The sequence below is a fragment of the Nocardioides luteus genome (genome assembly GCF_000960475.2).
In the GTDB taxonomy this organism is placed as follows: Bacteria; Actinomycetota; Actinomycetes; order Propionibacteriales; family Nocardioidaceae; genus Nocardioides; species Nocardioides luteus_A.
Map to the genome: position 1 here is coordinate 1 of NZ_JZDQ02000026.1, position 23,231 is coordinate 23,231.

Annotated in this window: 24 protein-coding genes; 4 read left to right on the top strand and 20 right to left on the bottom strand. The window is 69.2% G+C overall.

Annotated elements, in window-relative coordinates; all coding sequences use genetic code 11:
* Positions 1–74 precede the first annotated feature (74 nt).
* From chvE to hemL, 9 genes are all read right to left on the bottom strand, one after another.
* Complete coding sequence (gene chvE, locus UG56_RS17955; RefSeq protein WP_045547652.1) at positions 75–1,142, bottom strand: multiple monosaccharide ABC transporter substrate-binding protein; 1,068 nt, start codon at positions 1,140–1,142, stop codon at positions 75–77.
* Positions 1,143–1,542: 400 nt separating this feature from the next.
* Positions 1,543–2,163 carry a maltokinase N-terminal cap-like domain-containing protein gene (locus tag UG56_RS17960; RefSeq protein WP_045547653.1) on the bottom strand — a complete coding sequence of 207 codons (621 nt, stop codon included), beginning with the start codon at positions 2,161–2,163 and terminating at the stop codon, positions 1,543–1,545.
* Between the two features lie 17 nt (positions 2,164–2,180).
* The gene (locus UG56_RS17965; protein ID WP_045547654.1) at positions 2,181–2,513 is read right to left on the bottom strand and encodes a DUF4229 domain-containing protein; all 333 of its coding nucleotides are present in this window, start codon (positions 2,511–2,513) and stop codon (positions 2,181–2,183) included.
* Between the two features lie 9 nt (positions 2,514–2,522).
* On the bottom strand, positions 2,523–3,518 hold the full coding sequence (gene ccsB / locus UG56_RS17970; protein ID WP_045547655.1) for a c-type cytochrome biogenesis protein CcsB: 996 nt from the start codon (positions 3,516–3,518) through the stop codon (positions 2,523–2,525).
* Complete coding sequence (resB, locus tag UG56_RS17975) at positions 3,511–5,109, bottom strand: cytochrome c biogenesis protein ResB (protein WP_045547656.1); 1,599 nt, start codon at positions 5,107–5,109, stop codon at positions 3,511–3,513. Before resB ends, ccsB begins: the two co-directional genes overlap by 8 nt.
* On the bottom strand, positions 5,106–5,864 hold the full coding sequence (locus UG56_RS17980) for a cytochrome c biogenesis CcdA family protein (protein ID WP_045547657.1): 759 nt from the start codon (positions 5,862–5,864) through the stop codon (positions 5,106–5,108). The genes resB and UG56_RS17980 overlap by 4 nt, the downstream gene beginning before the upstream one ends.
* Positions 5,861–6,427, bottom strand: a complete 567-nt coding sequence (locus tag UG56_RS17985) for a TlpA family protein disulfide reductase (RefSeq protein ID WP_084101247.1) — start codon at positions 6,425–6,427, stop codon at positions 5,861–5,863. The genes UG56_RS17980 and UG56_RS17985 overlap by 4 nt, the downstream gene beginning before the upstream one ends.
* Before the next feature lie 35 nt (positions 6,428–6,462).
* Positions 6,463–7,122, bottom strand: a complete 660-nt coding sequence (locus UG56_RS17990; RefSeq protein ID WP_045547658.1) for a histidine phosphatase family protein — start codon at positions 7,120–7,122, stop codon at positions 6,463–6,465.
* Complete coding sequence (hemL, locus tag UG56_RS17995; protein WP_045547659.1) at positions 7,119–8,459, bottom strand: glutamate-1-semialdehyde 2,1-aminomutase; 1,341 nt, start codon at positions 8,457–8,459, stop codon at positions 7,119–7,121. Before hemL ends, UG56_RS17990 begins: the two co-directional genes overlap by 4 nt.
* Positions 8,460–8,733: 274 nt before the next feature.
* Between hemL and UG56_RS18000 the strand changes: the two genes are divergently transcribed.
* Positions 8,734–10,005 (top strand): lytic transglycosylase domain-containing protein, encoded by a 1,272-nt coding sequence (locus tag UG56_RS18000; RefSeq protein ID WP_045547660.1) that lies wholly within the window; start codon positions 8,734–8,736, stop codon positions 10,003–10,005.
* A 201-nt stretch (positions 10,006–10,206) separates the two neighbouring features.
* Here the strand turns inward: UG56_RS18000 and UG56_RS18005 are convergent, their stop codons facing one another.
* The 7 genes from UG56_RS18005 to UG56_RS18035 form a co-directional block, all read right to left on the bottom strand.
* Positions 10,207–10,926: a TetR/AcrR family transcriptional regulator gene (locus UG56_RS18005; protein WP_084101249.1), complete on the bottom strand. Its 720-nt coding sequence runs from the start codon at positions 10,924–10,926 to the stop codon at positions 10,207–10,209.
* A gap of 66 nt (positions 10,927–10,992) precedes the next feature.
* Entirely contained in the window at positions 10,993–11,976 is a 984-nt protein-coding gene (gene hemB / locus UG56_RS18010) for a porphobilinogen synthase (protein ID WP_045547662.1), read from the bottom strand.
* Between the two features lie 96 nt (positions 11,977–12,072).
* Positions 12,073–13,758: a uroporphyrinogen-III synthase gene (locus UG56_RS18015; RefSeq protein WP_045547663.1), complete on the bottom strand. Its 1,686-nt coding sequence runs from the start codon at positions 13,756–13,758 to the stop codon at positions 12,073–12,075.
* Positions 13,755–14,765, bottom strand: a complete 1,011-nt coding sequence (gene hemC, locus UG56_RS18020) for a hydroxymethylbilane synthase (RefSeq protein ID WP_045547664.1) — start codon at positions 14,763–14,765, stop codon at positions 13,755–13,757. Before hemC ends, UG56_RS18015 begins: the two co-directional genes overlap by 4 nt.
* The gene (locus UG56_RS18025; RefSeq protein WP_045547665.1) at positions 14,762–16,057 is read right to left on the bottom strand and encodes a glutamyl-tRNA reductase; all 1,296 of its coding nucleotides are present in this window, start codon (positions 16,055–16,057) and stop codon (positions 14,762–14,764) included. Before UG56_RS18025 ends, hemC begins: the two co-directional genes overlap by 4 nt.
* Positions 16,054–16,779 (bottom strand): redox-sensing transcriptional repressor Rex, encoded by a 726-nt coding sequence (locus UG56_RS18030; RefSeq protein WP_045547666.1) that lies wholly within the window; start codon positions 16,777–16,779, stop codon positions 16,054–16,056. Before UG56_RS18030 ends, UG56_RS18025 begins: the two co-directional genes overlap by 4 nt.
* 178 nt (positions 16,780–16,957) lie before the next feature.
* Complete coding sequence (locus UG56_RS18035; RefSeq protein WP_045547667.1) at positions 16,958–17,197, bottom strand: glutaredoxin family protein; 240 nt, start codon at positions 17,195–17,197, stop codon at positions 16,958–16,960.
* Positions 17,198–17,278: 81 nt separating this feature from the next.
* On the opposite strand from UG56_RS18035, the gene UG56_RS18040 reads away from it, so the two are divergent.
* From UG56_RS18040 to UG56_RS18050, 3 genes are all read left to right on the top strand, one after another.
* On the top strand, positions 17,279–18,178 hold the full coding sequence (locus UG56_RS18040; protein ID WP_045547668.1) for an HAD family hydrolase: 900 nt from the start codon (positions 17,279–17,281) through the stop codon (positions 18,176–18,178).
* Positions 18,179–18,336: 158 nt separating this feature from the next.
* Positions 18,337–19,119: a sigma-70 family RNA polymerase sigma factor gene (locus UG56_RS18045; protein WP_045547669.1), complete on the top strand. Its 783-nt coding sequence runs from the start codon at positions 18,337–18,339 to the stop codon at positions 19,117–19,119.
* Between the two features lie 142 nt (positions 19,120–19,261).
* Positions 19,262–20,452 (top strand): DUF5667 domain-containing protein, encoded by a 1,191-nt coding sequence (locus tag UG56_RS18050; RefSeq protein WP_045547670.1) that lies wholly within the window; start codon positions 19,262–19,264, stop codon positions 20,450–20,452.
* Positions 20,453–20,576: 124 nt separating this feature from the next.
* On the opposite strand, the gene UG56_RS18055 is transcribed toward UG56_RS18050, so the two are convergent.
* From UG56_RS18055 to UG56_RS18065, 4 genes are all read right to left on the bottom strand, one after another.
* A complete protein-coding gene (locus tag UG56_RS18055) occupies positions 20,577–21,533 on the bottom strand; it encodes a lysophospholipid acyltransferase family protein (RefSeq protein ID WP_045547671.1) in 957 nt (318 codons plus the stop codon).
* On the bottom strand, positions 21,526–22,545 hold the full coding sequence (locus UG56_RS18060; protein WP_045547672.1) for an NAD-dependent epimerase/dehydratase family protein: 1,020 nt from the start codon (positions 22,543–22,545) through the stop codon (positions 21,526–21,528). The genes UG56_RS18055 and UG56_RS18060 overlap by 8 nt, the downstream gene beginning before the upstream one ends.
* A gap of 14 nt (positions 22,546–22,559) precedes the next feature.
* Positions 22,560–22,661, bottom strand: coding sequence for a 30S ribosomal protein bS22 (locus UG56_RS27600; protein WP_008356322.1), 102 nt, complete (start codon positions 22,659–22,661; stop codon positions 22,560–22,562).
* 185 nt (positions 22,662–22,846) lie between these two features.
* Entirely contained in the window at positions 22,847–23,101 is a 255-nt protein-coding gene (locus UG56_RS18065; protein ID WP_442756965.1) for a helix-turn-helix domain-containing protein, read from the bottom strand.
* Positions 23,102–23,231 lie beyond the last annotated feature (130 nt).

Sequence of the window (23,231 nt, forward strand, 5' to 3'; positions counted from 1 at the left end):
GGTTCCTGCTATCTGGCCAGATGCCGGCGTGGGCCCGGTCCGGAGGGTCCCGGGCCCACGCCGTGTACGGGGTGCTACTTGATCTCGTCGGCGGTGTAGTAGTCGGAGTCGACGAGCACCTTGGTGACGTCGTCCTTGGTGACCACGACCGGGTCGAGGAGGTAGGACGGAACGACCTTCTCGCCGTTGTCGTACGTCTCGGTGTCGTTGACCTCGGGCTCCTTGCCCTCACCGACGGCGACGATCATGTCGACGGTCACCTTCGCGAGCTCGCGGGTGTCCTTGAAGATCGTGGAGTACTGCTCACCGGCGTTGATCGACTTCACCGACTGCACCTCGGCGTCCTGGCCGGTCACGACCGGGAGGTCGGCGGTGGTGTAGCCGTTGCCCTTGAGGGCGGCGATGATGCCGAGCGAGAGGCCGTCGTAGGGCGAGAGCACGCCCTGGACCTTCTTCGAGGCGTACGTCTTGGTGAGGATGTCCTCCATGCGCTTCTGCGCGGTGGCGGGGTCCCAGCGCAGGATCGCGGCCTGGTCGAAGTCGGTCTGGCCGGAGGGGATGACGATCTCGCCGGACTTCATCAGCGGGTCGAGCACCGACATGGCGCCGTCCCAGAAGAAGGTGGCGTTGTTGTCGTCGGGCGAGCCACCGAAGAGCTCGACGTTGTAGGGGCCCTTGCCCTTGGCCTTCAGGCCCTCGACGAGCGAGGTGGCCTGCTGCACGCCGACCTGGAAGTTGTCGAAGGTCGAGTAGTAGTCGACGGCCTTGGTGTCGCGGATGAGGCGGTCGTAGCTGATCACCGGGATGTCCTGCGACTCGGCGGTCTCGAGGACGTCGCCGAGCGCGGTGCCGTCGATGGCGGCGACCACCAGGACGTCGACGCCCTTGGTGACCATGTTCTCGACCTGGGAGACCTGGGTGGGGATGTCGTCCTCGGCGTACTGGAGGTCGACCTTGTAGCCCTTGGCCTCGAGCTGCTTCTTGATGTTGTTGCCGTCGGCGATCCAGCGCTCCGAGGACTTGGTCGGCATGGCCACACCGACGGTGCCCTTGTCGCCGTCGCTGCCACCGTCGCCGCCGCCGCATGCCGCGAGGCCGAGCGCGAGCGCTGCCGCTGTGATCGTGGTGAGTACCTTGCGCACTTACCTGCTCCATTTCATCTACGGCGCGCCGGGTAGGCCTCCGCGCCGCTGTCGGGGGGTGCCGGAGACCAGCTCTCGGACCGATCTCCTGGTGAGCCACATCACAAATGTGAACGCTCACATCGGGACAATCTGCCTCCTCATGCCCGAATGCGTCAAGTGCAGGACGAGGATGTTTCCGACTCGTGACTTACGGGAGGCCCCGTTGATCATCTGCGCTCACGCAGCGGACTCACAGGCAGGACGCGAGACCCGTTGAAACAGCGCCGAGCCGGCCCGTCCCGACGCTCGACCCCGCCGAGTCGGCCCGTCCTGACGCGCCGACTCGGCGGGAAATCTGGTCAGGACAAGCCGACTCGGCGGGGGATCCGGTCAGGACGAGCCGACTCGGCGTCTGCGGTCAGAGGTGGCGTACGCCCACCAGAGCGCCGGCACCGTCCGGCCACGTGACCTCGATCGACTCGGCACCGTCGGCATCGGCACCGTCGACGAGCCGCTTCACGACGACCATGAAGCTGCCCGCCTCGACGCGTGAGTCGGCACCGTGGGAGCGGATCGTGACGCCGTCGAAGTGCGGCACGGCGTTGCGCGGCCACGAACCGGTGCCGGTCGCGGTCACGACCGTCTCGCGCCGCTCGACCAGGCGGCCCTGGTCGTAGACGTCCATCGGCTCCTGGGTCGCGCCGGTGAGCGCCGCGGTCAGCAGGGCGCGGACGGCCACCGGATCGGCGCAGGCGTCGTAGACGTAGCGCGTGCCCAGCGCCGAGTGCTCGGTGGTCGCCATCAGGAACTCCTCCGCACCGTCGAGGGGCGACTCACGGTAGGAGACCGGGAGGTGGACGACGGAGTCGCCGACCTCGAGCAGCACACACTCGATCCCGACCCTGCCGGCCGGGTCGTCGAACCGGTAGGAGCCGATCGTGCCGGTCAGGTCACCCTCGCACCACGCCTGGGTGGAGAGCCAGGCGCCGAAGATCTCTTTCTTCGTCGGGGTGAGCGTGGCCTTGTGAACGATCGACATGATCGTTATCTACCAGGTCAGGACATCTTGTGGCTATCGCCTTCGCCGTTCGAGGCAGTGCCGGCCGCTGTGTCGGCCGCGGTGTCGGCCGCGGTGTCGATCTCGGCGTCCTCCTTGGCGCGGGCGGCCTCGACCGCCTTCGCGGCCCGGGCCTCGACCTTCTCCGCGAAGGCCCGCCGCTGGGGGTCGAGCACGAAGAAGGAGAGCACGCCGCTGATCACGAACGCCACGATCACCGAGTAGAAGATGTTGACCTCGCCCGCCACGAGCGACCAGATGCCCGCCACGATGCCGAAGGTGGCGACCAGCGACAGCAGCCGCAGGCCGGTGTAGGTCCAGAACTCTTTCATGGGGATTCCCTATCGGGTGGTCTCGACGAGCTCGGCCGTCGGAGCAGCCGGCGCAGCGTACGAATGCTGCGACGTCGAGGAGAAGTAGTTGATGCCGATGAAGTTGAACCACAGCGTGGCCAGCCCGATCAGCGCCACGATCGCGGCCTTCTTGCCCTTCCACCCGGCGGTCGCACGGGCGTGGAGGTAGCCGGCGTAGACGACCCAGGTGATGAACGCCCAGACCTCCTTGGGGTCCCAGTTCCAGTAGGAGCCCCAGGCGTCGTGAGCCCAGATCGGACCGGAGATCAGCACCCCGAAGGTCCACACCGGGAACGCGAACGCGTGGATCCGGTAGGAGACCCGGTCGAGCGCCGGCAGGTCGGGCACCCGCGCCAGCAGGGCGGCGTCGGGGAAGCGATTCTTGAGGAGGTACGCCGCCGAGGCGATGCCGCCCAACGTGAACCCGCCGGTGGCGATGATGGCGGCGACGACGTGGATGACGAGCCAGTAGGAGTTGAGCGCCTCGGTCAGCGGCGCGACCGGCTCGTAGAGCCCGACCACGGCCAGCATCAGCACCACGAGGGTGAACCCGAGCACCCACGGCGCCATCCAGGCCAGCTTCAGCTTCCGGTGGAGAGCGACGTACGCCGCGGCCACCACGAACGAGCCCGAGATCGTGAACTCGTACATGTTGCCCCACGGCACCCGGTTGGGGTCCGCGGCCATCCCGCGGCCGACCAGCCCGACGAAGTGGCACGCCACCGCGATCGCGGTCAGCAGCAGGCTGAGGCGTCCGAAGAGGGCGGCCCGCTGCTCGCGTACGGCATCGGCGGCGTTCGGCTCGGCAGCGGTCTCGTCGGCCGGGGCACCGGCCCCGACGAGCTCCTTCGCCGCCACCGCGGACCGGGCCCGCGACTGCCAGGCGGACCACTCGACCAGCGCGCACAGCAGCGCCAGGAAGTAGACGACCCCGGCGGCCGTGATGGCCTGGTTGCTGAGAACGCCCCAGGTGTGGTCAGACATCCTTCTCCTCCTGTGTTCGCGCGCCTCGTAGGGTCTCGACGAGATCGGTGACGACGGCGGCGGTGTCTCCACCACCGGAGCGGTCGAGGGCGGCGATCTCGACCAGTGTGCCTCCATCGACTCGGCGGGCGCGAACCCACACCCGTCGCGAGCGGATGAAGAGCGACCCGAGCAGACCCAGCAGGGCCAGCGAGACACCGAGGAGCGCCCACTCCTTGCCGGGCGACTTCGAGATCTGCACCCGGTTCCACTGCTGGACGTCGTCGAAGGAGACCGATCCGAGCCCGTCGGGCAGCTCGACGGTGTCCCCCAGCCGCAGGTTGAACGCCTTCCCGGACTCGTCCGGGGACATCATGTTGGCCTTCGAGGTGTCGAGCGAGTAGACCGACTGCGGGCCGGCGTCGAGATTGAGGTCGCCCCGGAAGCCCTGCAGCGAGAGCATCGCGTGCGACCCGTCGCCGATGTCGCCCATCAGGTTGACCGGCTCGCCGTCGACCGTGCCCTCGAACGGGTAGAACAGACCCTGGAAGCCGAGCTCCTCGGGCGAGGCGTACGGCGCCTTCACCACCCCGAAGGAGAGCAGGTTTCGGCTCTGCGGGAGGAAGATCGTCGGACCGGAGTAGGCCACGTTGCCCTCACCGTCGCGCACCGTGATCACCGGCGCATAGCCGTGGGCGAGCAGGAAGACGTCGGTGCCACCGATGGTCAGCGGGTGGTTGACCCGGAGGTCGTAGCGCTTTTCGTCGCTCGTCCCCGCGGTGTAGCGCAGCTTCGCGTTGAACCCGCGTGCGGTCCCGGCGCCCGCGCCGCTGGTCAGCCACTCGGCGTGGAAGTCGTCGATCTTGAAGCTGAAGTCGTCGAGGTCCTCGGGGGCGAACAGCGAGCCGGACTTGAAGTCGTCGTACTGCGAGAGCTCGTTGGCGAAGCCGTACTCCTCGCCCACCAGCACGATCACGCCGCCCTTGTAGCCGAACAGGCTCCCGGTCGCGAACGCGACCAGCACGATGATCAGCGACATGTGGAAGATCAGGTTGCCGGCCTCGCGCAGGTAGCCCTTCTCCGCCGAGACGGAGTCGCCCGAGCCGTCGGGATCGGCCTTGCGGATGCGATAGCCCCGCAGCGCCTTCCTCGCCGCGGCGAGCACCTCCTCGGGCTCCTGATCGGTGACGTACGACGCGGAGTCGGGCAGCCGGGTCAGCTTGGCCGGCGTCGCCGGCGGCTGAGCGCGCATGGCCTTCGCGTAGACCAGGCAGCGCGGGATGATGCAGCCGACCAGCGAGACCATCAGCAGCAGGTAGATCGCCGCGAACCACGGTGTCGAGTAGACGTTGAAGAGCCCGAGCTTCTCGTAGATCGGCGTCAGCGTGGTGTGCGCCTCGCGCCACTGGTCGGCCTTGAGCGAGTCGACGCCGTCCTGCGGGATCAGCGACCCCGGGACGGCGGCCAGGGCCAGCAGCAGGAGCAGGATCAGCGCCGTACGCATCGAGGTCAGCTGACGCCAGCCCCAGCGTGCCAGCTCGCGGGCGTTCAGCTCACCCGGGCGGCGTACGTCGTCGTTCTTCTCCTGGTCGGGAGCGGACGTGCTGCTCACAGTGCGATGCCCTCCCAACGCTGGACGAGCTGGACCTGCAGCCACTGGACGCCGTTGTCCCACCAGCCGGTGAGCATGGCGACGCCGATCAGGATCATCAGCACGCCGCCGACGATCGTGATCGCGCGGGTGTGCCGGCGGAACCAGCCGAGCGCGACGGTGGCCTTGCGCCACATCACCGCGACGAGCACGAACGGGATGCCGAGCCCGAGCGCGTAGACCGCGAGCAGCAGACCGCCGCGGGCGGCGGTGCCCTGGTCCCAGGCGAGCCCGGCGATGACACCGAGCGTCGGGCCGGTGCACGGGGTCCAGGCCAGCCCGAAGAGGAAGCCGAGCAGCGGCGCCGCGGCCAGCCCGACCGCCGGCACCTTGTGGAACTTCAGGTCGCGCTGCAGGAGCGGGATGAAGCCCATGAACGCGATCCCCATGATGATCGAGAGCACGCCGAGGACCTTGGTGCCGGTCTGCTGGAACTCGAGCAGCCGGTAGGCGATCCCGCCCACGGTGATGCCCATCAGCACGAAGACCACCGAGAAGCCGGCGACGAAGAGCAACGCGCCCGCGAGCATGCGGCCCCGGCGTAAGTCACCGGAGGCGAGGTCCGCGCCGGACAGGCCGGTGGCGTAGGAGAGGTAGCCCGGGAGCATCGGCAGCGTGCACGGCGAGACGAACGAGAGGAACCCGGCCAGCAGCGCGATCGGCACCGCCAGCAGCAGCGACCCGCTCCCCGCGGTGCTCGCGAACCAATCGGTCACGATTCCTCACCAGCCGAGGAGATCAGCTCGTCGAGCGTACGTGCCGACGGGATCTCGCCGCGGATCAGCGCCGCCACGCGGCCCTCGGTGTCGAGGATCGCGGTGGCCGGGATCGCGCGGGGCGCCAGCGAGCCCTTCAGCGCGAGGACGGCGGCGCCGTCGGGCGAGTAGACCGACGGGTACTCGACGCCGTAGTGGCGCTCGAAGGCCAGTCCCTGGGCGGCCGAGGCGTCGCGGGTGTTGATCCCCACGAAGGCGACGTCGTCGCCGAGCTCCTCGTAGGCGGCCTGCAGCATCGGCATCTCCTTGCGACACGGCCCGCAGCCGGTCCACCACACGTTCAGCACGGTGACCTTGCCACGCGTGTCGGCGAGGTCGAACGGCTTGCCCTCGAGGGTCTCGCCGGTCAGCTCGACCGGCTCACCGCGGTCGGCGACCGGGATCTCCCGGGTGCGGCCGTCACCGGAGATGTAGCCGGCCTCGTTCGTGCCGGTCTGCCCGCACGCGGCTAGCAGCCCCACCATGACCACGGTGAGGAGAAGACCGCCGAACCTGTAACGCACGCGCAGGACTCTGCCTGACAAACCTGAGAGACCCGTTAATCCGCGTCGCCGGCCGAGAACGGCGCGTACTTGTCCTTCGCCGGGAGCATGTCTCCGGCCGGCTCGCTGTAGGAGAGCGCGACGAACTCGTCACCGACGAAGTGCAGCGAGGTCAGCGAGCAGAGCGCACACTGCCGCTTGCGGGGGTCGTGCAGGAAGCTGCGGCCCTCGATGTGCAGCCGGGTGGTCCAGATCGGCAGCTGGTGGGAGACGATGACCGCCTCGTGGCCGCGCGCCAGGTCCCGGGCGTCCTCGATCGCGGCCATCATGCGGGCGACGATCTCCAGGTAGGGCTCGCCCCACGACGGCTTGAGCGGGTTGATCAGCTTCGGCCAGACCTTGGGGTCCCTCAGCGGGCCCAGGCCGTCCTTGAAGCTCTTGCCGACGAAGAGGTTCTCGGACTCGAGCACCCGCTCGTCGAGCGAGATGTCGACGCCGAGCGCCTTCGCCAGCGGGCCGGCGGTCTGCTGCGCGCGTTCGAGCGGGCTCGAGATCACGTGGGTGATGTCCTGTCCGCCGATCCGCTCGGCGACCCGCTCGGCCATCTTCAGGCCGAGCTCGGAGAGGTTGTAGCCGGGCCGGCGGCCGTAGAGGATGCCCTCCGGGTTGTGCACCTCACCGTGTCGGAGCAGGTGAACAGTGGTCTCGATGGTCATGCCTTCACCTTTACAGCAGCCTCGGCGGCGTACGGAAGCGCCTCGATGATCCGGGAGATCGCCCGCTCGTCGTGGGCGGAGGAGAGGAACCACGCCTCGTAGGCGCTCGGCGGCAGGTAGACGCCCTGGTCGAGCATGGCGTGGAAGAAGGCCTTGTACGCCACCTCGTCGGTGGTCTTGGCCTCGTCGAAGTTGCGCACCGGCTTGTCGGTGAAGAACACCGAGAACATGGTGCCGGTGGACTGGATGACGTGCGGGAGACCGACCGTGGTGAAGCTCTCCTCGATCGCCCCCTTGACGGTCTCGGCGGCGCGGGTGATGTGGTCGTAGACCTCGTCGGTCGCCAGCCTGAGGGTCGTGAGGCCAGCAGTGGTCGCGACCGGGTTCCCCGAGAGCGTGCCGGCCTGGTAGACCGGCCCGTCGGGGCTCAGCGAGCCCATCACGTCGGCGCGGCCGCCGAAGGCCGCGGCCGGGAAGCCACCGCCCATCACCTTGCCGAAGGTGACCAGGTCGGGCGTCCAGCCCTCGTTCTTGCCGTCGATCCCCCACTGGCCCTGCTTGCTGGCCCGGAACCCGGTCATCACCTCGTCGGAGATGAACAGGGCGCCGTTGGCCTGGCAGGTGGTGGCGAGGAACTCGTTGAAGCCGGGCTCCGGCGGCACGACACCCATGTTGCCGGGCGAGGCCTCGGTGATCAGGCAGGCCACCCGGCCGGCGTACTCCTCGAACGCCGCCGTCACCGCGGCGCGGTCGTTGTAGGGCAGCACGACGGTCAGCTCGGTGCTGCTCTCCGGTACGCCCGGGGTGCCGGGGATCGCGTGGGTGACCAGCCCGGAGCCGGCGCTCGCCAGGAGCGAGTCCACGTGGCCGTGGTAGTTGCCGGCGAACTTCAGGATCACGTCGCGCCCGGTGAAGCCTCGTGCCAGCCGGATGGCCGACATCGTCGCCTCGGTGCCGCTGCTGACGAACCGCACCTTCTCCACCGGCGCCCGCTCGACGATCGCCTCGGCGAGCTCGACCTCGGGCGTCGTCGGGGTGCCGTAGGACGTACCGCGCGCGACCGCGGCCAGGACGGCGGCCTGGACCTCGGGATGGGCGTGACCCAGCAGCATGGGGCCCCAGGAGCAGATCAGGTCGACGTACTCGTTCCCGTCGACGTCGGTCAGCCACGCCCCCTTCGCCTCCCGGATGAAGCGCGGCGTCCCGCCGACGGCGTTGAAGGCGCGCACGGGCGAGTTCACGCCGCCCGGCGTCACGGCCTTCGCTCGGGCGAAGAGCGCTTCGGATGCCGCTGCGGACAGGGGTGAGATGTCGTGAGGCACCGGCTCATTCTTCATCAACCCACCCGCAATCCCCATTCCGGGCTGCACTCCACGCACGGGCTGCCACGGAATCGAGTTACCGATGCGTACGAAATCCGACGTCTCGCGTCACGAACCGCCATAGCCTGCGTCTCATCGGTGCATGTCATCGGCGTCTCGGTTACTGGAACGCAATGTTCCACTAAAACGTGACGCGCGTAACTTTGACATGAGACGGTTCGTTGAGAACGTTGCGATTTGGGGAGCAAGACCCGGGACCTTTGGCCCTGGGGATTGAGAGGGAGATTCGATGTCCGCTACGCGCTACAACCGCCTCCAGAAGGCGACCGCGCTCGTCCCGCTCGCGCTGCTGAGCGCGGCCTGGACGGTCAACGTCACCGGTCTGACGCAGTCGAGTGCCACCGCATCAGGGACGCGTTACGACGACGCGTTCAGCCTGCCCGACGGGACCTCGGTCCCGTCCGAGGCGATCGAGGCGCCGGCCAGCGTGTCCGCCTCGACCAACCAGGGCGACGCCTCGCTCCCCGGGACGGCCAGCGCCGCCGGCATCCCGTCCGCCGCGCTCGCCGCCTATCAGCGCGCGGCCACCGTCATCAACGCCGCGGACGCCGCCTGCAAGATCGACTGGCCGCTGATCGCCGCGATCGGGCGGGTCGAGTCCAACCACGGTCGCGCCAACAACAACCGCCTCTCCGCCGAGGGCGTCTCCACCCCCGGCATCTACGGGGTGCCGCTCAACGGCAAGGGCAACGTCTCCCAGATCGTCGACACCGACGGCGGGCAGTACGACGGCGACACCAGCTACGACCGCGCGGTCGGGCCGATGCAGTTCATCCCCTCGACCTGGGCGATGGTCGGTGTGGACGCTGACGGCGACGGCAAGCGCAACCCTCAGGACATCAACGACGCCGCCCTCGCCACCGCCGTCTACCTCTGCTCCGGCGACGACGACCTCTCCACCGACCAGGGCGCGCGGGCAGCGGTCTTCCGCTACAACCACAGCCAGACGTACGTCACGACGGTGCTCGGCATCGCCGAGGCCTACCGCTCGGGCGAGTTCACCTCGATCCCGAACAGCACGGTCCCGGTCGACTACGCGATCCCGCGGATGGAGGCTCCGAAGTCCTCCAAGCACAAGGACCGCGAGCTCCGGGCAGGCGGTGCCCAGCAGTCCGGCCCGCGCGGCGGCTCCGCGCAGTCCCCGTCCTCCCCCTCCAGCGAGGCCCCGTCTGGCGGGACCTCCGGCGGGAGCACCGGCGGCGGCACGGGGGGCAGCGACGGTGGCAGCACCGGCGGGTCCACGGAGACGGTGACCGAGCCGCTCAAGAACACGGTCGAGACCGTCGTCGCCACGCCCTCCCAGATCCTTGCCGCGTGCCAGAGCGAGCTGGCGAAATACCCGCTCCTGAGCGCGAGCCAGTCGGGCCAGGCGCTGACCCAGTGCGTGAACGCCATGGCCGGCAAGACGCTCGAGCAGGTCAACGCGACCGTCAGCAATGTCCTCACGCTGATCCTCAAGGGCATCCTCGGCGGCCTGTTCGGCGCGCTCACCGGCAACTGATCTGACACCCGATCCGAACCACGAAGGGCCCCGCCGTCACGGCGGGGCCCTTCGCATGTCCGCGGCAGTGATCACCGGCTGGCGGGCGTGTAACACGTCGTTCGTACGACTATCCGGTCGTTCCCATAGGGCGAGTAGACCTACGAACGACGTGTTACAGCTACGCGGGACCCACGCAGCCGCACCGACCGCGACCAGCGCTCAGGCGGCGGGCTCGTCGTCCTCGTACTCGGTGACGAAGTCGCGGCCGGCCTCGCGGACAGCGTCCAGGGAGGACGCGTCGGCCAGCAGGGAGCTGAGGTGGTAGTCGGCGACCGACTGGGCCAGGGCGTCCGAGCTCTCCGACGCCCGCTCCTCCTCGCGCCGGCCGTGCCACAGCCGGTGCTGGGCGCCTTCGTTGAGGGAGAGCAGCATCAGCGCGGTGGCGGCGGGGTCGGTCTGGCGCAGCTCACCGCTGTCGACGCCCAGCTCGAGGAGCTGGGCGGCCGCGGCCCGCAGCTTCTCGCCGTCCTCCTCGAAGCCCGCGAAGACCTGGGGCTGCGCCAGGGCGGCCACCTCGAGCTCGTAGAAGTCGAGCGGGGCGGTGCACAGCTGGCGTACGTCGGTGTAGAGGAAGGCGTAGAGCCGCGGAGCGACCGGGCCGTCCTCCTCGAGAAGCTTCTCCGCGAGCGTCAGCGACTCGCGGTTCTTCTCCATCAAGGCGGAGAGGATCTCCTCCTTGGACTTGTAGTAGTAGTACATAGAGGACTGGCGCAGTCCGACGCACTCGGCGATCTGGCTGATCGTCGTCGCCGCGACCCCCTGAGCGGTGAAAAGCCTGGATGCCTCTTTGAGGATCTCTTCCCGCGGATTCGCCGAATCACGTCCACTGTTGCGTGGCCGGCCGGTGCGCTTCGGGCTGCCCAACTCTCGATTGGTCACGGTCGCGAGTCTACTCTCAGGATATGTTCCACGTCACAGAGCTGCTCGGCTGCTGAGGCGAGAACGTCAGCCTCGCAGCCAGCCGGCCGCTTCGGTGGCCCAGTAGGTCAGAATGACGTCCGCGCCCGCCCTCTTGAAGGCGGTGAGTGTCTCCAGGATCGCCGGTTCGCGGTCGATCCAGCCGTTCGCAGCGGCGGCTTCCAACATCGCGTACTCCCCCGAGATGTTGTAGGCAGCCACGGGAACATCGACAGACTCACGCACTCGCTGGAGAACGTCGAGATACGGGAGCCCGGGCTTGACCATCACGATATCGGCGCCCTCGGCCACGTCAAGGAGCGCCTCGCGGACACCCTCCAGTGCATTCGCCGGATCCTGCTGATAGGTGCGCCGGTCACCCTTGAGGGAGGAGGCGACGGCCTCGCGGAACGGGCCGTAGAAGGCCGAGGCGTACTTCGCGGAGTAGGCGAGGATGGAGACGTCGGTGTGACCGGCACCGTCGAGGGCGTCGCGGACCACCGCGACCTGGCCGTCCATCATCCCGGAGGGGCCGACCATGTGGACGCCGGCCTCGGCGTGGGCGATCGCCATCTGGGCGTAGATCTCGAGGGTGGCGTCGTTGTCGACGGAGCCGTCCTCGGCGAGCACACCGCAGTGACCGTGGTCGGTGAACTCGTCCAGGCACAGGTCGCTCATCACGGTGAGCGCGTCGCCGACCTCGGCGACGACGTCGGCGATGGCGACGTTGAGGATGCCGTCAGGGTCCAGGGCACCGGAGCCGACCGCGTCCTTCGTCTCGGGGACACCGAAGAGCATGATCCCGCCGATACCGGCCGCAGCAGCCTCCGCGGCCGCCTTGCGCAGCGACTCACGGCTGTGCTGGACCACGCCCGGCATGGTCGAGACCGGGACGGGCTCATCGATCCCCTCGCGCACGAACGCGGGCAGGACCAGGTTGGCGGGACGTACGGCCGTCTCCGCGACCATCCGGCGCATGATCGGCGTGCGGCGCAGCCGGCGGGGACGGATCACGGGCTTCTCGATGCTCATCTGCACTCCATCGCAAAAGGGTACGTTCCACGGTAGTGCAACAGCCGCCTGCTCCCACACTCGGGAGCAGGCGGCTGTCGCGTCAGAACAGTCAGATCAGGAGGTGCGCGAACGACGGCGCGAGGCGGGACGCCGGTCGGACGGCTTGGTGACCGGCAGGCCCTGCTCGACCAGCGAGGCCCGACGCGCGGCACCGAAGGCGGCGAGCGCCTCGGTGAGCGCCTCGATCGACGGCTCCGGCGACATCACGTCGACCCGCAGGCCGTGCTCCTCGGCGGTCTTGGCGGTGGCCGGACCGATTGCCGCGATCACCGTGGAGGTGTGCGGCTTGCCCGCGATGCCGACCAGGTTGCGGACCGTGGACGAGGAGGTGAAGACCACCGCGTCGAACTTGCCCGTCTTGATCGCGTCGCGCGTCGGCGCGGGCGGCGGGGCCGCCCGGACCGTGCGGTAGGCGGTCACGTCGTCGCACTCCCAGCCGAGGTCGACCAGGCCGGCGATGAGGTTCTCGGTGGCGATGTCGGCGCGCGGGAGGAAGACCCGGTTGATCGGGTCGAGGTCCTCGTCGTACTCCGGCCACACCTCGAGCAGGCCGGCGGCCGACTGGTTGTCGGTGTTCGGCACCAGGTCGGGGCGCAGACCCCAGTCCTCGAGCGCCTGGGCGGTCTTCTCGCCGACGGCGGCGATCTTCAGACCGGAGAAGGCGCGGCAGTCCAGGCCGTACTCGTCGAACTTCTCGCGTACAGCACGCACCGCGTTGATCGAGGTGAAGGCGATCCAGTTGTAGCGGCCCTCGACCAGGCCGCGTACGGCCTTGTCCATCTGCTGCGGGTTGCGCGGCGGCTCGACGGAGATCGTCGGGACCTCCTCGGGCACGGCACCGAAGCCCTTCAGCTTCAGCGACAGCGCCGGCGCCTGCTCCTTGGTGCGCGGCACCAGGACGCGCCAGCCGAAGAGCGGCTTCGTCTCGAACCACGAGAGCGTCTCACGCAAGTTGACCACCTTGCCGATCACCACGATCGCCGGGGGCGCCATCCGTGCGGCACGAGCGTCGACGGCGATGTTCTCCAGCGTCGACTCTACCGTCGACTGCTCGGTCGTGGTGCCGACGCGAGTGATCGCGACCGGGGTCCTGGCCGGGCGGCCCGCCGCGATGAGCTCCTTGGCGATGTCGCCGATCATGCCGACACCGGAGAGGAGGACGAGCGTGCGGTTGTCCGCGTACTGGCTCCAGTCGATCTTCTCGTTGCAGGTGACGACCGCGACCTCCTGGTGGTCCTTGGTCGTCAGCGGGATGCCGGCGTAGGCAGGGACGGCGCTGACGGAGGAGACGCCGGGGACGATCTCGAAGCCGATGCCCGCCTTGGCGCAGGACTGCGCCTCCTCGGGGCCGGAGGCGTAGAGAAAGGGGTCGCCGGTCATCAGGCGCACGACGCGCTTGCCCAGCTTCGCCTGCTTGACGACGGCCTTGGCACGGGCGGCGTTGGCCAGGGGCTGGCCGTCCACGCCGAACCCGCCGTCGATGAACTCGGGTCCGACCGGTTCCGGGGTCTCTTCACCCTCGGCCGGCTCGACCGGCTCGGGGATGCCGAGTACGCCGCGCACCAGTGATGCGTGCTCGGGGGCCTCGGTCACGACAACATCGGCCTGCTTCAACAGGTCGATCGCCCGTACCGTCAGCAGCTCAGGGTCACCGGGACCGCTGCCGACGAAGGACACCCAGCCCAGTGGGGTGGCCGAGCTGGGCTCGGCCGTCTGCTCGGTGGTCTTTGCTCGGGTCATGCGTTGTGCACCTTGTCCTGCTCGGGAGCGGTCTGGGGGGAACCGCCCGTGTCCATGACAGCCTGGCCTGGGTCCGCGGGATCGTCGGTCAGGTCTGCTGCACCCTCGGCGAGCATCTCCTCGGCGAGCCGGCGCCCGACGCCTGCGGCGTCCTCGAGCGGCCCGGATGCGGAGAGACGAACCGAGAGCGAGCCGTCGAGTGAGAGCGCCACTGCCCGCACCCACAGCTCTGGTCCTTCCTCACCCTCCACCACGTCGGCGAGGGTCCCGATGGGCGCGGCACAGCCACCTTCGAGGGTGGCCAGCACTGCGCGTTCCGCCTCGACAGCCGCTCGGGTGGGCGCGTCGTCGAGGGAGGTCAGAATCTTGCGTACGTCGGCATCGGCGTCACCGGCACGGCACTCGACCGCCAGGGCCCCCTGACCAGGAGCGGGCAGCACCTGGATCGGGTCGAGGACCTCGGTGACCTCGTCGAGCCGGTCGATGCGGGCCAGGCCGGCACGCGCGAGGACGACCGCGTCGAACTCGCCCGAGCGGACCTTGCCGATACGGGTGTCCACGTTGCCGCGGATGCCGGCCAGCTCCAGGCCGAGGCCCAGGGCCTTGATCTGGGCGACCCGCCGCGGCGAGCCGGTGCCGACCCGCGAGCCCGGCGGGAGCTCGCCGAGGGTGAGGCCGTCGCGGGCGACGATCACGTCGCGCGGGTCCTCGCGCGGCAGGATCGCGACCAGGTCGATGCCGTCCTCGGGATAGGTCGGCAGGTCCTTGAGCGAGTGGACCGCCAGGTCGATCTCCTTGGCGTGGAGCGCGTCGCGCAGCGCACTGACGAAGACGCCGGTCGAGTTGGCGCTGGTCAGCGGGGTGTTCGCCGCCTGGGTGCGATCGCCGTCGGAGACGATCTCGACCAGCTCGACGATGTGGCCCTGGGCCCGGAGCATCTCCGCGACGAGGGTCGACTGGGTGACGGCGAGCTGGGATCGGCGGGTGCCGAGGCGAAGAGTTCTCATGAGGGGTCTCCTGGGACGTCGGCCCGGGTGACGGCCGAGACCGCGTTCTGGTCGAGCGCGAAGAGCTCGGCGAGAGCCGCGGCGTAGGACACCGCGCCGGTCTCGTTGGCGAGCTCCTTGACCCGGACGGTCGGCTCGTGGAGGAGCTTGTCGGCCACGCGGCGTACGGTCCGGAGGACCTCGGCACGGGTGGCCTCGTCGAGGTCGGGCAGCTTGTTGTCGAGGCGTTCCATCTCGGCGTCGACGACACCGGTGGCCATGCTCCGCAGCGCGACGACCGTCGGGGTCACCGCGGACTGGCGACGAGCGCTCAGGAAGGCCGCGACCTCCTGGGTGACGATGTCGCGGACCGCGAGCACCTCCTTGCCGGCGGGCGAGGCGTGCAGCTCGTCGGCGAGGGCGGCCAGGTCGATCAGGGTCACGCCCGGGAGCGACGCCGCATCCGGGTCGATGTCGTGGGGCAGCGCCAGGTCGATCAGCGCGATCGGGTGGTCGCTGCGGTCACCGACCATGTCGGCCGGGACGAGCAGACCGCTGGCGCCGGCGCAGGTGATCACGATGTCGGCGGCCGCGACCTCCTCGGCCAGCTTGTCGAGCGAGGCCGACCGGGCGCCGTACTCGTTGGCGAGGCGCTCGGCGTTGGCCGTGGTGCGGTTGACCACGACGACGTCGGCGGCCTCCAGCCGGGAGACGGTCGCGGTGGCCAGCCCGGCCATCGCACCGGCGCCGACGACGGCGACCCGCTTGCCGCGTACGTCACCCACGGCCTGCTCGGCACGGCCCAGCGACGCGGTGACCAGCGACGGGGCGGCCCGGTCGATGTCGGTCTCCGTGCGGGAGCGCTTGCCGACCCGCAGCGCCTGCTGGAACAGGCTGTTGAGCGCCGGTCCGACCGTGCCCATCTCCTGGCCGAGCTGCAGGGCCGCACGCGCCTGGCCGAGGATCTGGCCCTCGCCGACGGCCATCGAGTCGAGCCCGGCGGCCACCTTGAACAGGTGGGAGACGGCGCCGTCGTCGTAGTGGACGTAGAGGTGCGGGAGCATCGTCTCGAGCGTCTGACCGGCGCCCTCGATGATCCGGCGCGACAGCTCCTCGACGGAGCCGTGGAAGCGCTCGACCTCGGTGTAGATCTCCAGGCGGTTGCAGGTCGCGATGACCGCTGCCTCGCTGACGTGCTCGCAACCAGCCACGTCGGTGAGCAGCTTCTGCAGCCCGTCCGCGTCCACCGCGGCCGCCTCGAGCATCGAGACCGGCGCAGAGTTGTGGGAGATTCCGACTACCAGAACACTCATGCAGTGATCCCCTCCTCGGAACCATTGTCCACCGTCTCGTCAGCCTCGGCAGCCTTGCGCGACTCGTGATACGCGAGGATCTGCAGCTCGATCGAGAGGTCGACCTTGCGTACGTCGACGCCCGGCGGCACGTTGAGGACGGCGGGGGCGAAGTTGAGGATGCTGCTGATGCCGGCCTCGACCATGGCGTCGGCGACGTCCTGGGCCGCGGTCGCCGGCACCGAGATGACACCGATCGAGACCTGTTCGGCCGCGACGATCTCGGCGAGATCGGCGAACGGCCGGACCTCGAGCCCGGCGACCGTGCGACCCTGCATCTGCTCGGCGGCGTCCAGGAGCGCGACGGTGCGGAAGCCGCGGCTGCTGAAACCGGAGAAGTTGGCGAGCGCCTGACCCAGGTTTCCGATACCGACGATGATGACCGGCCAGTCGTGGGTCACGCCGATCTCACGGGCGATCTGGTAGCTCAGGTAGTCGACGTCGTAGCCGACCCCGCGGGTGCCGTAGGAGCCCAGGTAGGAGAGGTCCTTGCGCAGCTTGGCGGAGTTGACCCCGGCAGCCGTCGCGAGCTCCTCGGAGGAGCACGAGGCGATGTTGCGCTCGGCGAGCGAGGTCAGTGCCCGGAGATAGACCGGGAGCCGGGCGACAGTCGCCTCAGGGATGTCCCGGTGGGGGTCCTGGGCACCGCTGCCCTCGCCCGTATTGGTGCTCCGTGCCGTCACGCTCTGCTCTTTCAATGCCGGCGCCACAGACGGGGGCTTTTTAGCCCGGGATCGCCCTGCGGCTCAGCCACCATACGGAGTTTGTGACCACGAGAACAAACTCGCAGAGCGTCGGCTAGCACACGTGTTTGCGGAGTTGTCAGAGGGGGGTTGTTCGGGGTAATGGGCCGATCGACAGTTATTCTGGGGAGCGCGCCAGCGCTGCCCTCAGCCGCTCCTCGGAGACCCGCCAGAAGTCGTGCTGCTTCCCGTCGACGTACGTGACGGGCACCTCGTTCGTGAAGCGCTCCCGCAACTCCTCGTCGGCGTCGATGTCGACCTCGGTGTAGTCGTCCCCGACCACCTTCTCGACGACCAGCCTCGCCTCGTCGCAGAGGTGGCAGCCCTGGCGGGAGTAGAAGGTCACACGCGGTTCCATCCGGCCATCTTCGCACCTGGCCGCAGACCCGGCGTGGAACCTGGGTCCCGCGACGGCGTCCGGACCACTACTGTTGGCGAAATGAGCAGCGCCAGCGACCGCCGCCGCGCCGAGCTGCGGCGAAAAGACCTCAAACGCCGTTCGGCCCTCGCCGGCGAGGCATCGGCCGCGGCCGCGGAGATCGAGGCCTGGCTGCATCCGGCCGGCGGTGACCCGACGGCGGCAGCCTTCTTCGACGTGGACAACACGATCATGCAGGGCGCGACCATCTTCCATCTGGCCCGCGGCCTGTACCGGCGCAAGTTCTTCCGCACCCGGGACATCGCCTCGGCTGCGTACAAGCAGGCCTACTTCCGTGTCGCCGGGGTCGAGGACCCGGCCCACATGGAGTCGGCGCGCTCGTCGGCGCTGTCGTTCATCCGCGGCCACCGCGCCGAGGAGGTCGAGAGCCTGATGGAGGAGATCTTCGAGGAGGGCATGGCCCACCGGATCTGGCCCGGCACCCGCGCTCTCGCGCAGACCCACATCGACCAGGGGCAGCGGGTGTGGCTGGTGACCGCGGCGCCCGTCGAGGCCGCCCGGGTCATCGCCCGGCGGCTCGGGCTCACCGGTGCCCTCGGCACGGTGGCGGCCACCGAGGACGGCGTCTACACCGGCGAGCTGGTCGGCGAGATGCTCCACGGACCGGCCAAGGCGGAGGCGGTCAAGGCGATCGCGGCCCGCGAGAACCTCGATCTGTCTCGCTGTGCGGCCTACTCGGACTCCTACAACGACCTGCCGATGCTCTCACTGGTCGGACATCCCTGCGCGATCAATCCCGACGCGCGGCTGCGCGCCCATGCGCGCGCGAAGGGCTGGCCGATCCGCGACTACCGCACCGGGCGCAAGGCAGCCCGGGCAGGCGTGGTGACAGCGGCGCTGGGCGGCGCCGCCACAGGGGCGATCGCGGTGGCGATCGCACTGCGTGGTCGACGGCAGTGATCGTGCCCGTGGCGACCTGTATGCAGGGACGGGTATCCAGCGCCGTGTCAGGAAAATGCCAACACACGCCGAGGCAACTTCGGCTCGGGACCTGACATCGGGATGCCCTTACCCGTAAGGTTGGGCTCGCTCAGGGGGAGTCTTCGGGAGGGACCCACATGTCGCGCCGCGCCAATGACGTCCATCGTCGCTTGGATGCGCTGCGTGCTGCGGTCGAGCTCCTGATGAACGAGGGCTACGAGCCCGCCTACGCCGGCGTGGCCGGTGCCACCGGTCCGTTCGCCGAGCCCGAGCGTCGCGGCTCGGGCGGCAACCACGAGACCCAGCCCCGCTCCGACAACGAGCCCGACGACGACACTGAGCTCGCCGCCTCCTCGGAGGAGAGCGAGGCCGACCGCACCCGGCTGATCGCGCTGGTCGAGCTCGCCCGCAAGGGCGACAAGGAGGCCTTCGGCCTCCTCTACGACCACTACCACGGCGCGGTCTACCGCTTCCTCTTCTACCGGACCCGCTCGGCGCAGGTCGCCGAGGACCTCACCTCGGAGACCTTCTTCCGGGCGCTGCGCTCGATGACCGGCTTCCGCTGGCAGGGCAAGGATTTCGGCGCTTGGCTGATGACCATCGCGCGCAACCTGGCCACGGACCACTTCAAGGCGGGACGTACGCGCCTGGAGATGACCACCGAGGACATGGGTCAGCACGACTCCTCGGCCGACGGGCCCGAGAAGATCGTGATGGCCGGGATCACCAACGAGATGCTGCTCGGTGCGCTCTCCAAGCTGCCCGACGAGCAGCGCGACTGCATCATCATGCGTTTCCTCCAAGGGCTGTCAATCGCGGAGACAGCCGCTATCCTCGGGCGCAGCGACGGAGCCGTGAAACAGCTCCAGCTGCGCGGGATCCGCAATCTGGCCAAGCAGATGCCGGACGGGATCCGCTGATGACTGTGTTCCGCTTCACCTTGAATGCTCGACCGGTTGCCGTAACCCGCGGCCGGGGCGACTCGTTGTCCGACATGGCTGCACCTTGCGCGCAGCTGTTTCGACGAATCCCTGTCTGCCGATACCGAGTAGGAACCCCCCGATGAGCCCGGCATTCCCGGCGCGAAAGCGTGCCGACGAGTTCGACCGAATGGTCACGGCGTACGCCGCGACGGATCGGCGTGCCTCGCAGTCTGCCGACGAGCTTCGCGATCTGGCAGTCTTCGCATCGTCGCTCTCCGCTCTCAGCGACTCCGCCGTCCCCAGTCGCGACTTCTCCGTCTCCCTGCGCGAGCGCCTCATGCAGGCCGCCGACACCGAGCTCGTCCCCGCGCCGCGCCCCGAGAAGACCGTCGAGCGCAAGCTCACCGTCGGCCCCGTCCGCAGGCCGCGCCGGCAGCGCAAGCTGGCCGTCGCCTTCGCCGCGATGGCGATCGTCGGTGGCACCGCAGGCGCCGCGGCCGCGTCCCAGACCGCTCTTCCGGGCGACTCGCTCTACCCGGTCAAGCGCGCCGTGGAGAACGTCTCCGCCGGCTTCACGGTCAGCACCCAGGCGCGTGGCATCCGGATCCTCGAGGACGCCGGCACCCGCCTGCGCGAGGCCAAGTCGCTGGTCGCCGACGCGCCGATGACCGACTCCGAGCGAGTCACCTCGACGCTCGAGGCGTTCTCGCAACAGGCCGCCCGCGGCTCCGACCTGCTGATCAGCGACTTCGAGCAGTCCCAGGACAACGACTCGCTCGCCCAGCTGCGTACGTTCGCGGCCGATGGCGTCGAGGAGCTGGCCGAGCTGAGCCCGAAGGTCCCCGAGCGGGCCGAGCCCGCGGTCTCCGACGCCGCCCAGACGCTCGTGCTGATCGACCAGGCCGCTGCCCAGCTCTGCCCCACCTGCGAGGGTGGCATCACCGAGCTGCCGGCGACGCTGGTCTCCAGCCTCACCTCCGAGATCGACGGGCTGCTCCCGGCCGACACCGTCGTCGAGGCCGAGGCGCTGCCGCCGCTCACCCAGGACGACAACGCCCTCGACCTGCCGTCCATCGACCCTGACAAGATCGGTCCCGGTTCGGTGACCGACCCGAAGGACGACACCAAGGACGACGAGGACAAGCCGTCCGAGGCTCCGGACGACGACGGCAGCGTGCTGCCCACTCCGACCCCGTCGGACGGCGACCCCACCGACGATCCCGACACCGACACCGGCACCGTGACGGACCCCGTCACCGGTCTGGTCACCGGTGTCACCGGCCTGGTCGGCGACGTGCTCGCCGGCGCCACCGGTCTCCTCACCCCGTAACCGCCGAGGCGTCACCGGCGTCGGTCGAGTTGGCACGCGCGTGCCGTCTCGGCCGACGCGAGTGACGTCTCGATCGACGGGGCTGACGCCTCGGCCGACGGGGCTGACGCCTCGGCGGGAGGGGTCAGCCGAAGACGGAGGCGCGCTCGCCGAGGAGGCGGTAGAGGGTCTGCTGGATCGTCTCGCGCACCTGGTCGGTGACGTTGAAGACCAGCATCGGGTCGTCGGCCTCGGAGGCGTCGTACGCATCGGTGCGGATCGGCTCGCCGAACTCGATCAGCCACTTCGACGGGAGCGGGATGAGACCCAGCGGACCGAGGAGTGGGAAGAACGGGGTGATCGGCAGGTAGGGCACGCCGAGGACCTTGGCGAGGGCCGGGATGTTGCCGACCAGCGGGTAGATCTCCTCGGCGCCGACGACGGAGAGCGGCACGATCGGGACGCCGGTGCGCAGCGCGGAGGAGACGAAGCCGCCGCGGCCGAAGCGCTGGAGCTTGTAGCGCTCGCTGTAGGGCTTGCCGATGCCCTTGAAGCCCTCCGGCCATACGCCGACGAGCTCGCCGTTGCGGAGCATCCGCTCGGCGTCCTCGCTGCACGCCAGCGTCGCGCCGGCCTTGCGGGCGATGTTGCCGACGATCGGCATCCGGAAGACAAGGTCGGCGCCGAGCGGGCGCAGGTCACGCCCGAGCTCGTCGTGGATGGAGACCATCGTCATCAGGCCGTCCATCGGGATGGTGCCGGAGTGGTTGGAGACGATCAGGGCGCCACCGTCGGTCGGGATGTTCTCGATGCCGCGCACCTCGACGCGGAACCACTTCTCCTTGATCGGCCGCAGCACGGCGAGCAGGAAGCGTTGGGTGAGCTCGCGGTCGAAGCCGTATTCGTCCACGGAGTATTCGCCCGAGATCCGGCGCCGCAGGAACACGATGAACCGAGCGAGCTGCTCCTCCCACTCGACGCCGAAGACCTCTTTGGCGGCGCTCTCCAGGGCCGCGGCCCAGTCGGCCGCCGGGATCGCCCGTAGCGGGTGGCGCTCGCGCGTCGTGGCGCCGCTGAGACTCTGGGCGGCGGACTCAGTCACCGGACGCTCCTGTCAGTCGACTCTCCAGGGCCGCCAGCGCACGGTCGGCACGATTCGGGGAGGGCATCACGCTGTCCGCAAAGTCTACGACCGTCTCCGCGGTGGTGTATCGAGGTTCGAAGCCGAGAAGGGAACGCATCCGCGTGGTGTCGACGCCACGGCCGTAGGTCAGCAGCGCCCTCAGCTCGGCGGGATACTCGCCGCCGCCGAACCTGGCCAGGCCGAACAGCGGCTCGGGGATCGGCACGGTCATCCGCTGCAGGCGCCTGGCGACCTGGGAATGGGTCAGCACGCCGTCGCCGGCGACATTGAAGGTGCCGGGGACCCCGGTGCGTACGGAATGCTCCAGGACGCCGTAGAGATCCTGCTCGTGGAGGAACTGCAGGCGCGGGTCGAAGCCGAGCACGTTGGGCACGACCGAGCGCCGGAAGTGGGACGCGATCGGGCTGACCACGTTCGGGCCGAGGACGTTGGCGCAGCGCAGCACCGTGACGGCCACGTCCGGACGACGACGGGCGAAGCCGCGTACGTAGGACTCGATGTCGGCCACGTCGCGGGCATAGCCGGACGACGGGGTGCGCCGCGGCTCCATCGACTCGGTGAACATCGCCGGGTCGCGGCTGCTCGCCCCGTAGACCTGGGTCGTCGACTTCACCACGACCTGGCGCAGGGACGGTGCGGTCTGGCACGCCGCCAGGAGCTGCATCGTCCCGATGACGTTGAGCTCCTTCATCGTCGAACGACCCCCGGTGGTGCCGGGGGTCGCGATGACGCTGAGGTGGACGACGGTGTCGACCTCCTCCTTGGCGATCACCTTGGCGATCACCGGGTTGCGGATGTCGGCTCGGACGAATCCGACCTTGCCGATGTCACCGCGAGGCGGTGCGACATCGACGCCGATCACCCGCTCGACGTTCGGGTGGCGGGCGGCAGCGCGCGCAAAACGGCGCCCGAGGTCACGCGAGACCCCGGTGACCAGAAGGACCCGACCGGGTCCAGAACGTTCCGCCACCTACGCCACGTACGTCACTTGCCGAGCTTGCGGCGCTGGACGCGAGTCTTCTTGAGCAGCTTGCGGTGCTTCTTCTTCGCCATGCGCTTGCGACGCTTCTTGATGACAGAACCCACGGGGAACCCTTCACGATCGTTGCAGAGAATGCCGGCCCGGTGCCGACGCGGCCACTCACCGCAGCGCGCGGCAAACAGACCTAGGGGGTAAGACTAACGAAGCCAGGGCACCCAGAGAGAATCGGTGACCCGCTGAGACGGGTGTTGCCCCCGCGCCCATCGTGCCCGGGCGCGGGGTCCGACAACTAGCCCGCGTTGTAGAACGAGCTCTTGAGGTATTCGTTCGCGTCGTCCTCCCGAACCCGGAAGGAACGACCGACGCGCACCGCAGGCAGCTCGCCCGAGTGAACCAACCGGTAGACCGTCATCTTGGAGACGCGCATCATCGACGCAACCTCGGCAACGGTCAGGAACTTGCTGTCAGAGATGTCTCCAGAAGGAGTAACCATCTGCTTCCACCGTTCTCTCTCGAGTGATCGCGACGCCAGCGGCTTCCCCACCGCTGGTCCAAAACGCGATCCCAAAGTGAGAATAGGGCCTGATGTGACTGATGGGGAAGGGGACACCCTTGAGAATCTCACATACCACCGGCGTGTCGAGTTGCTTTTGGGCGCGACGATCCGCGGTTTG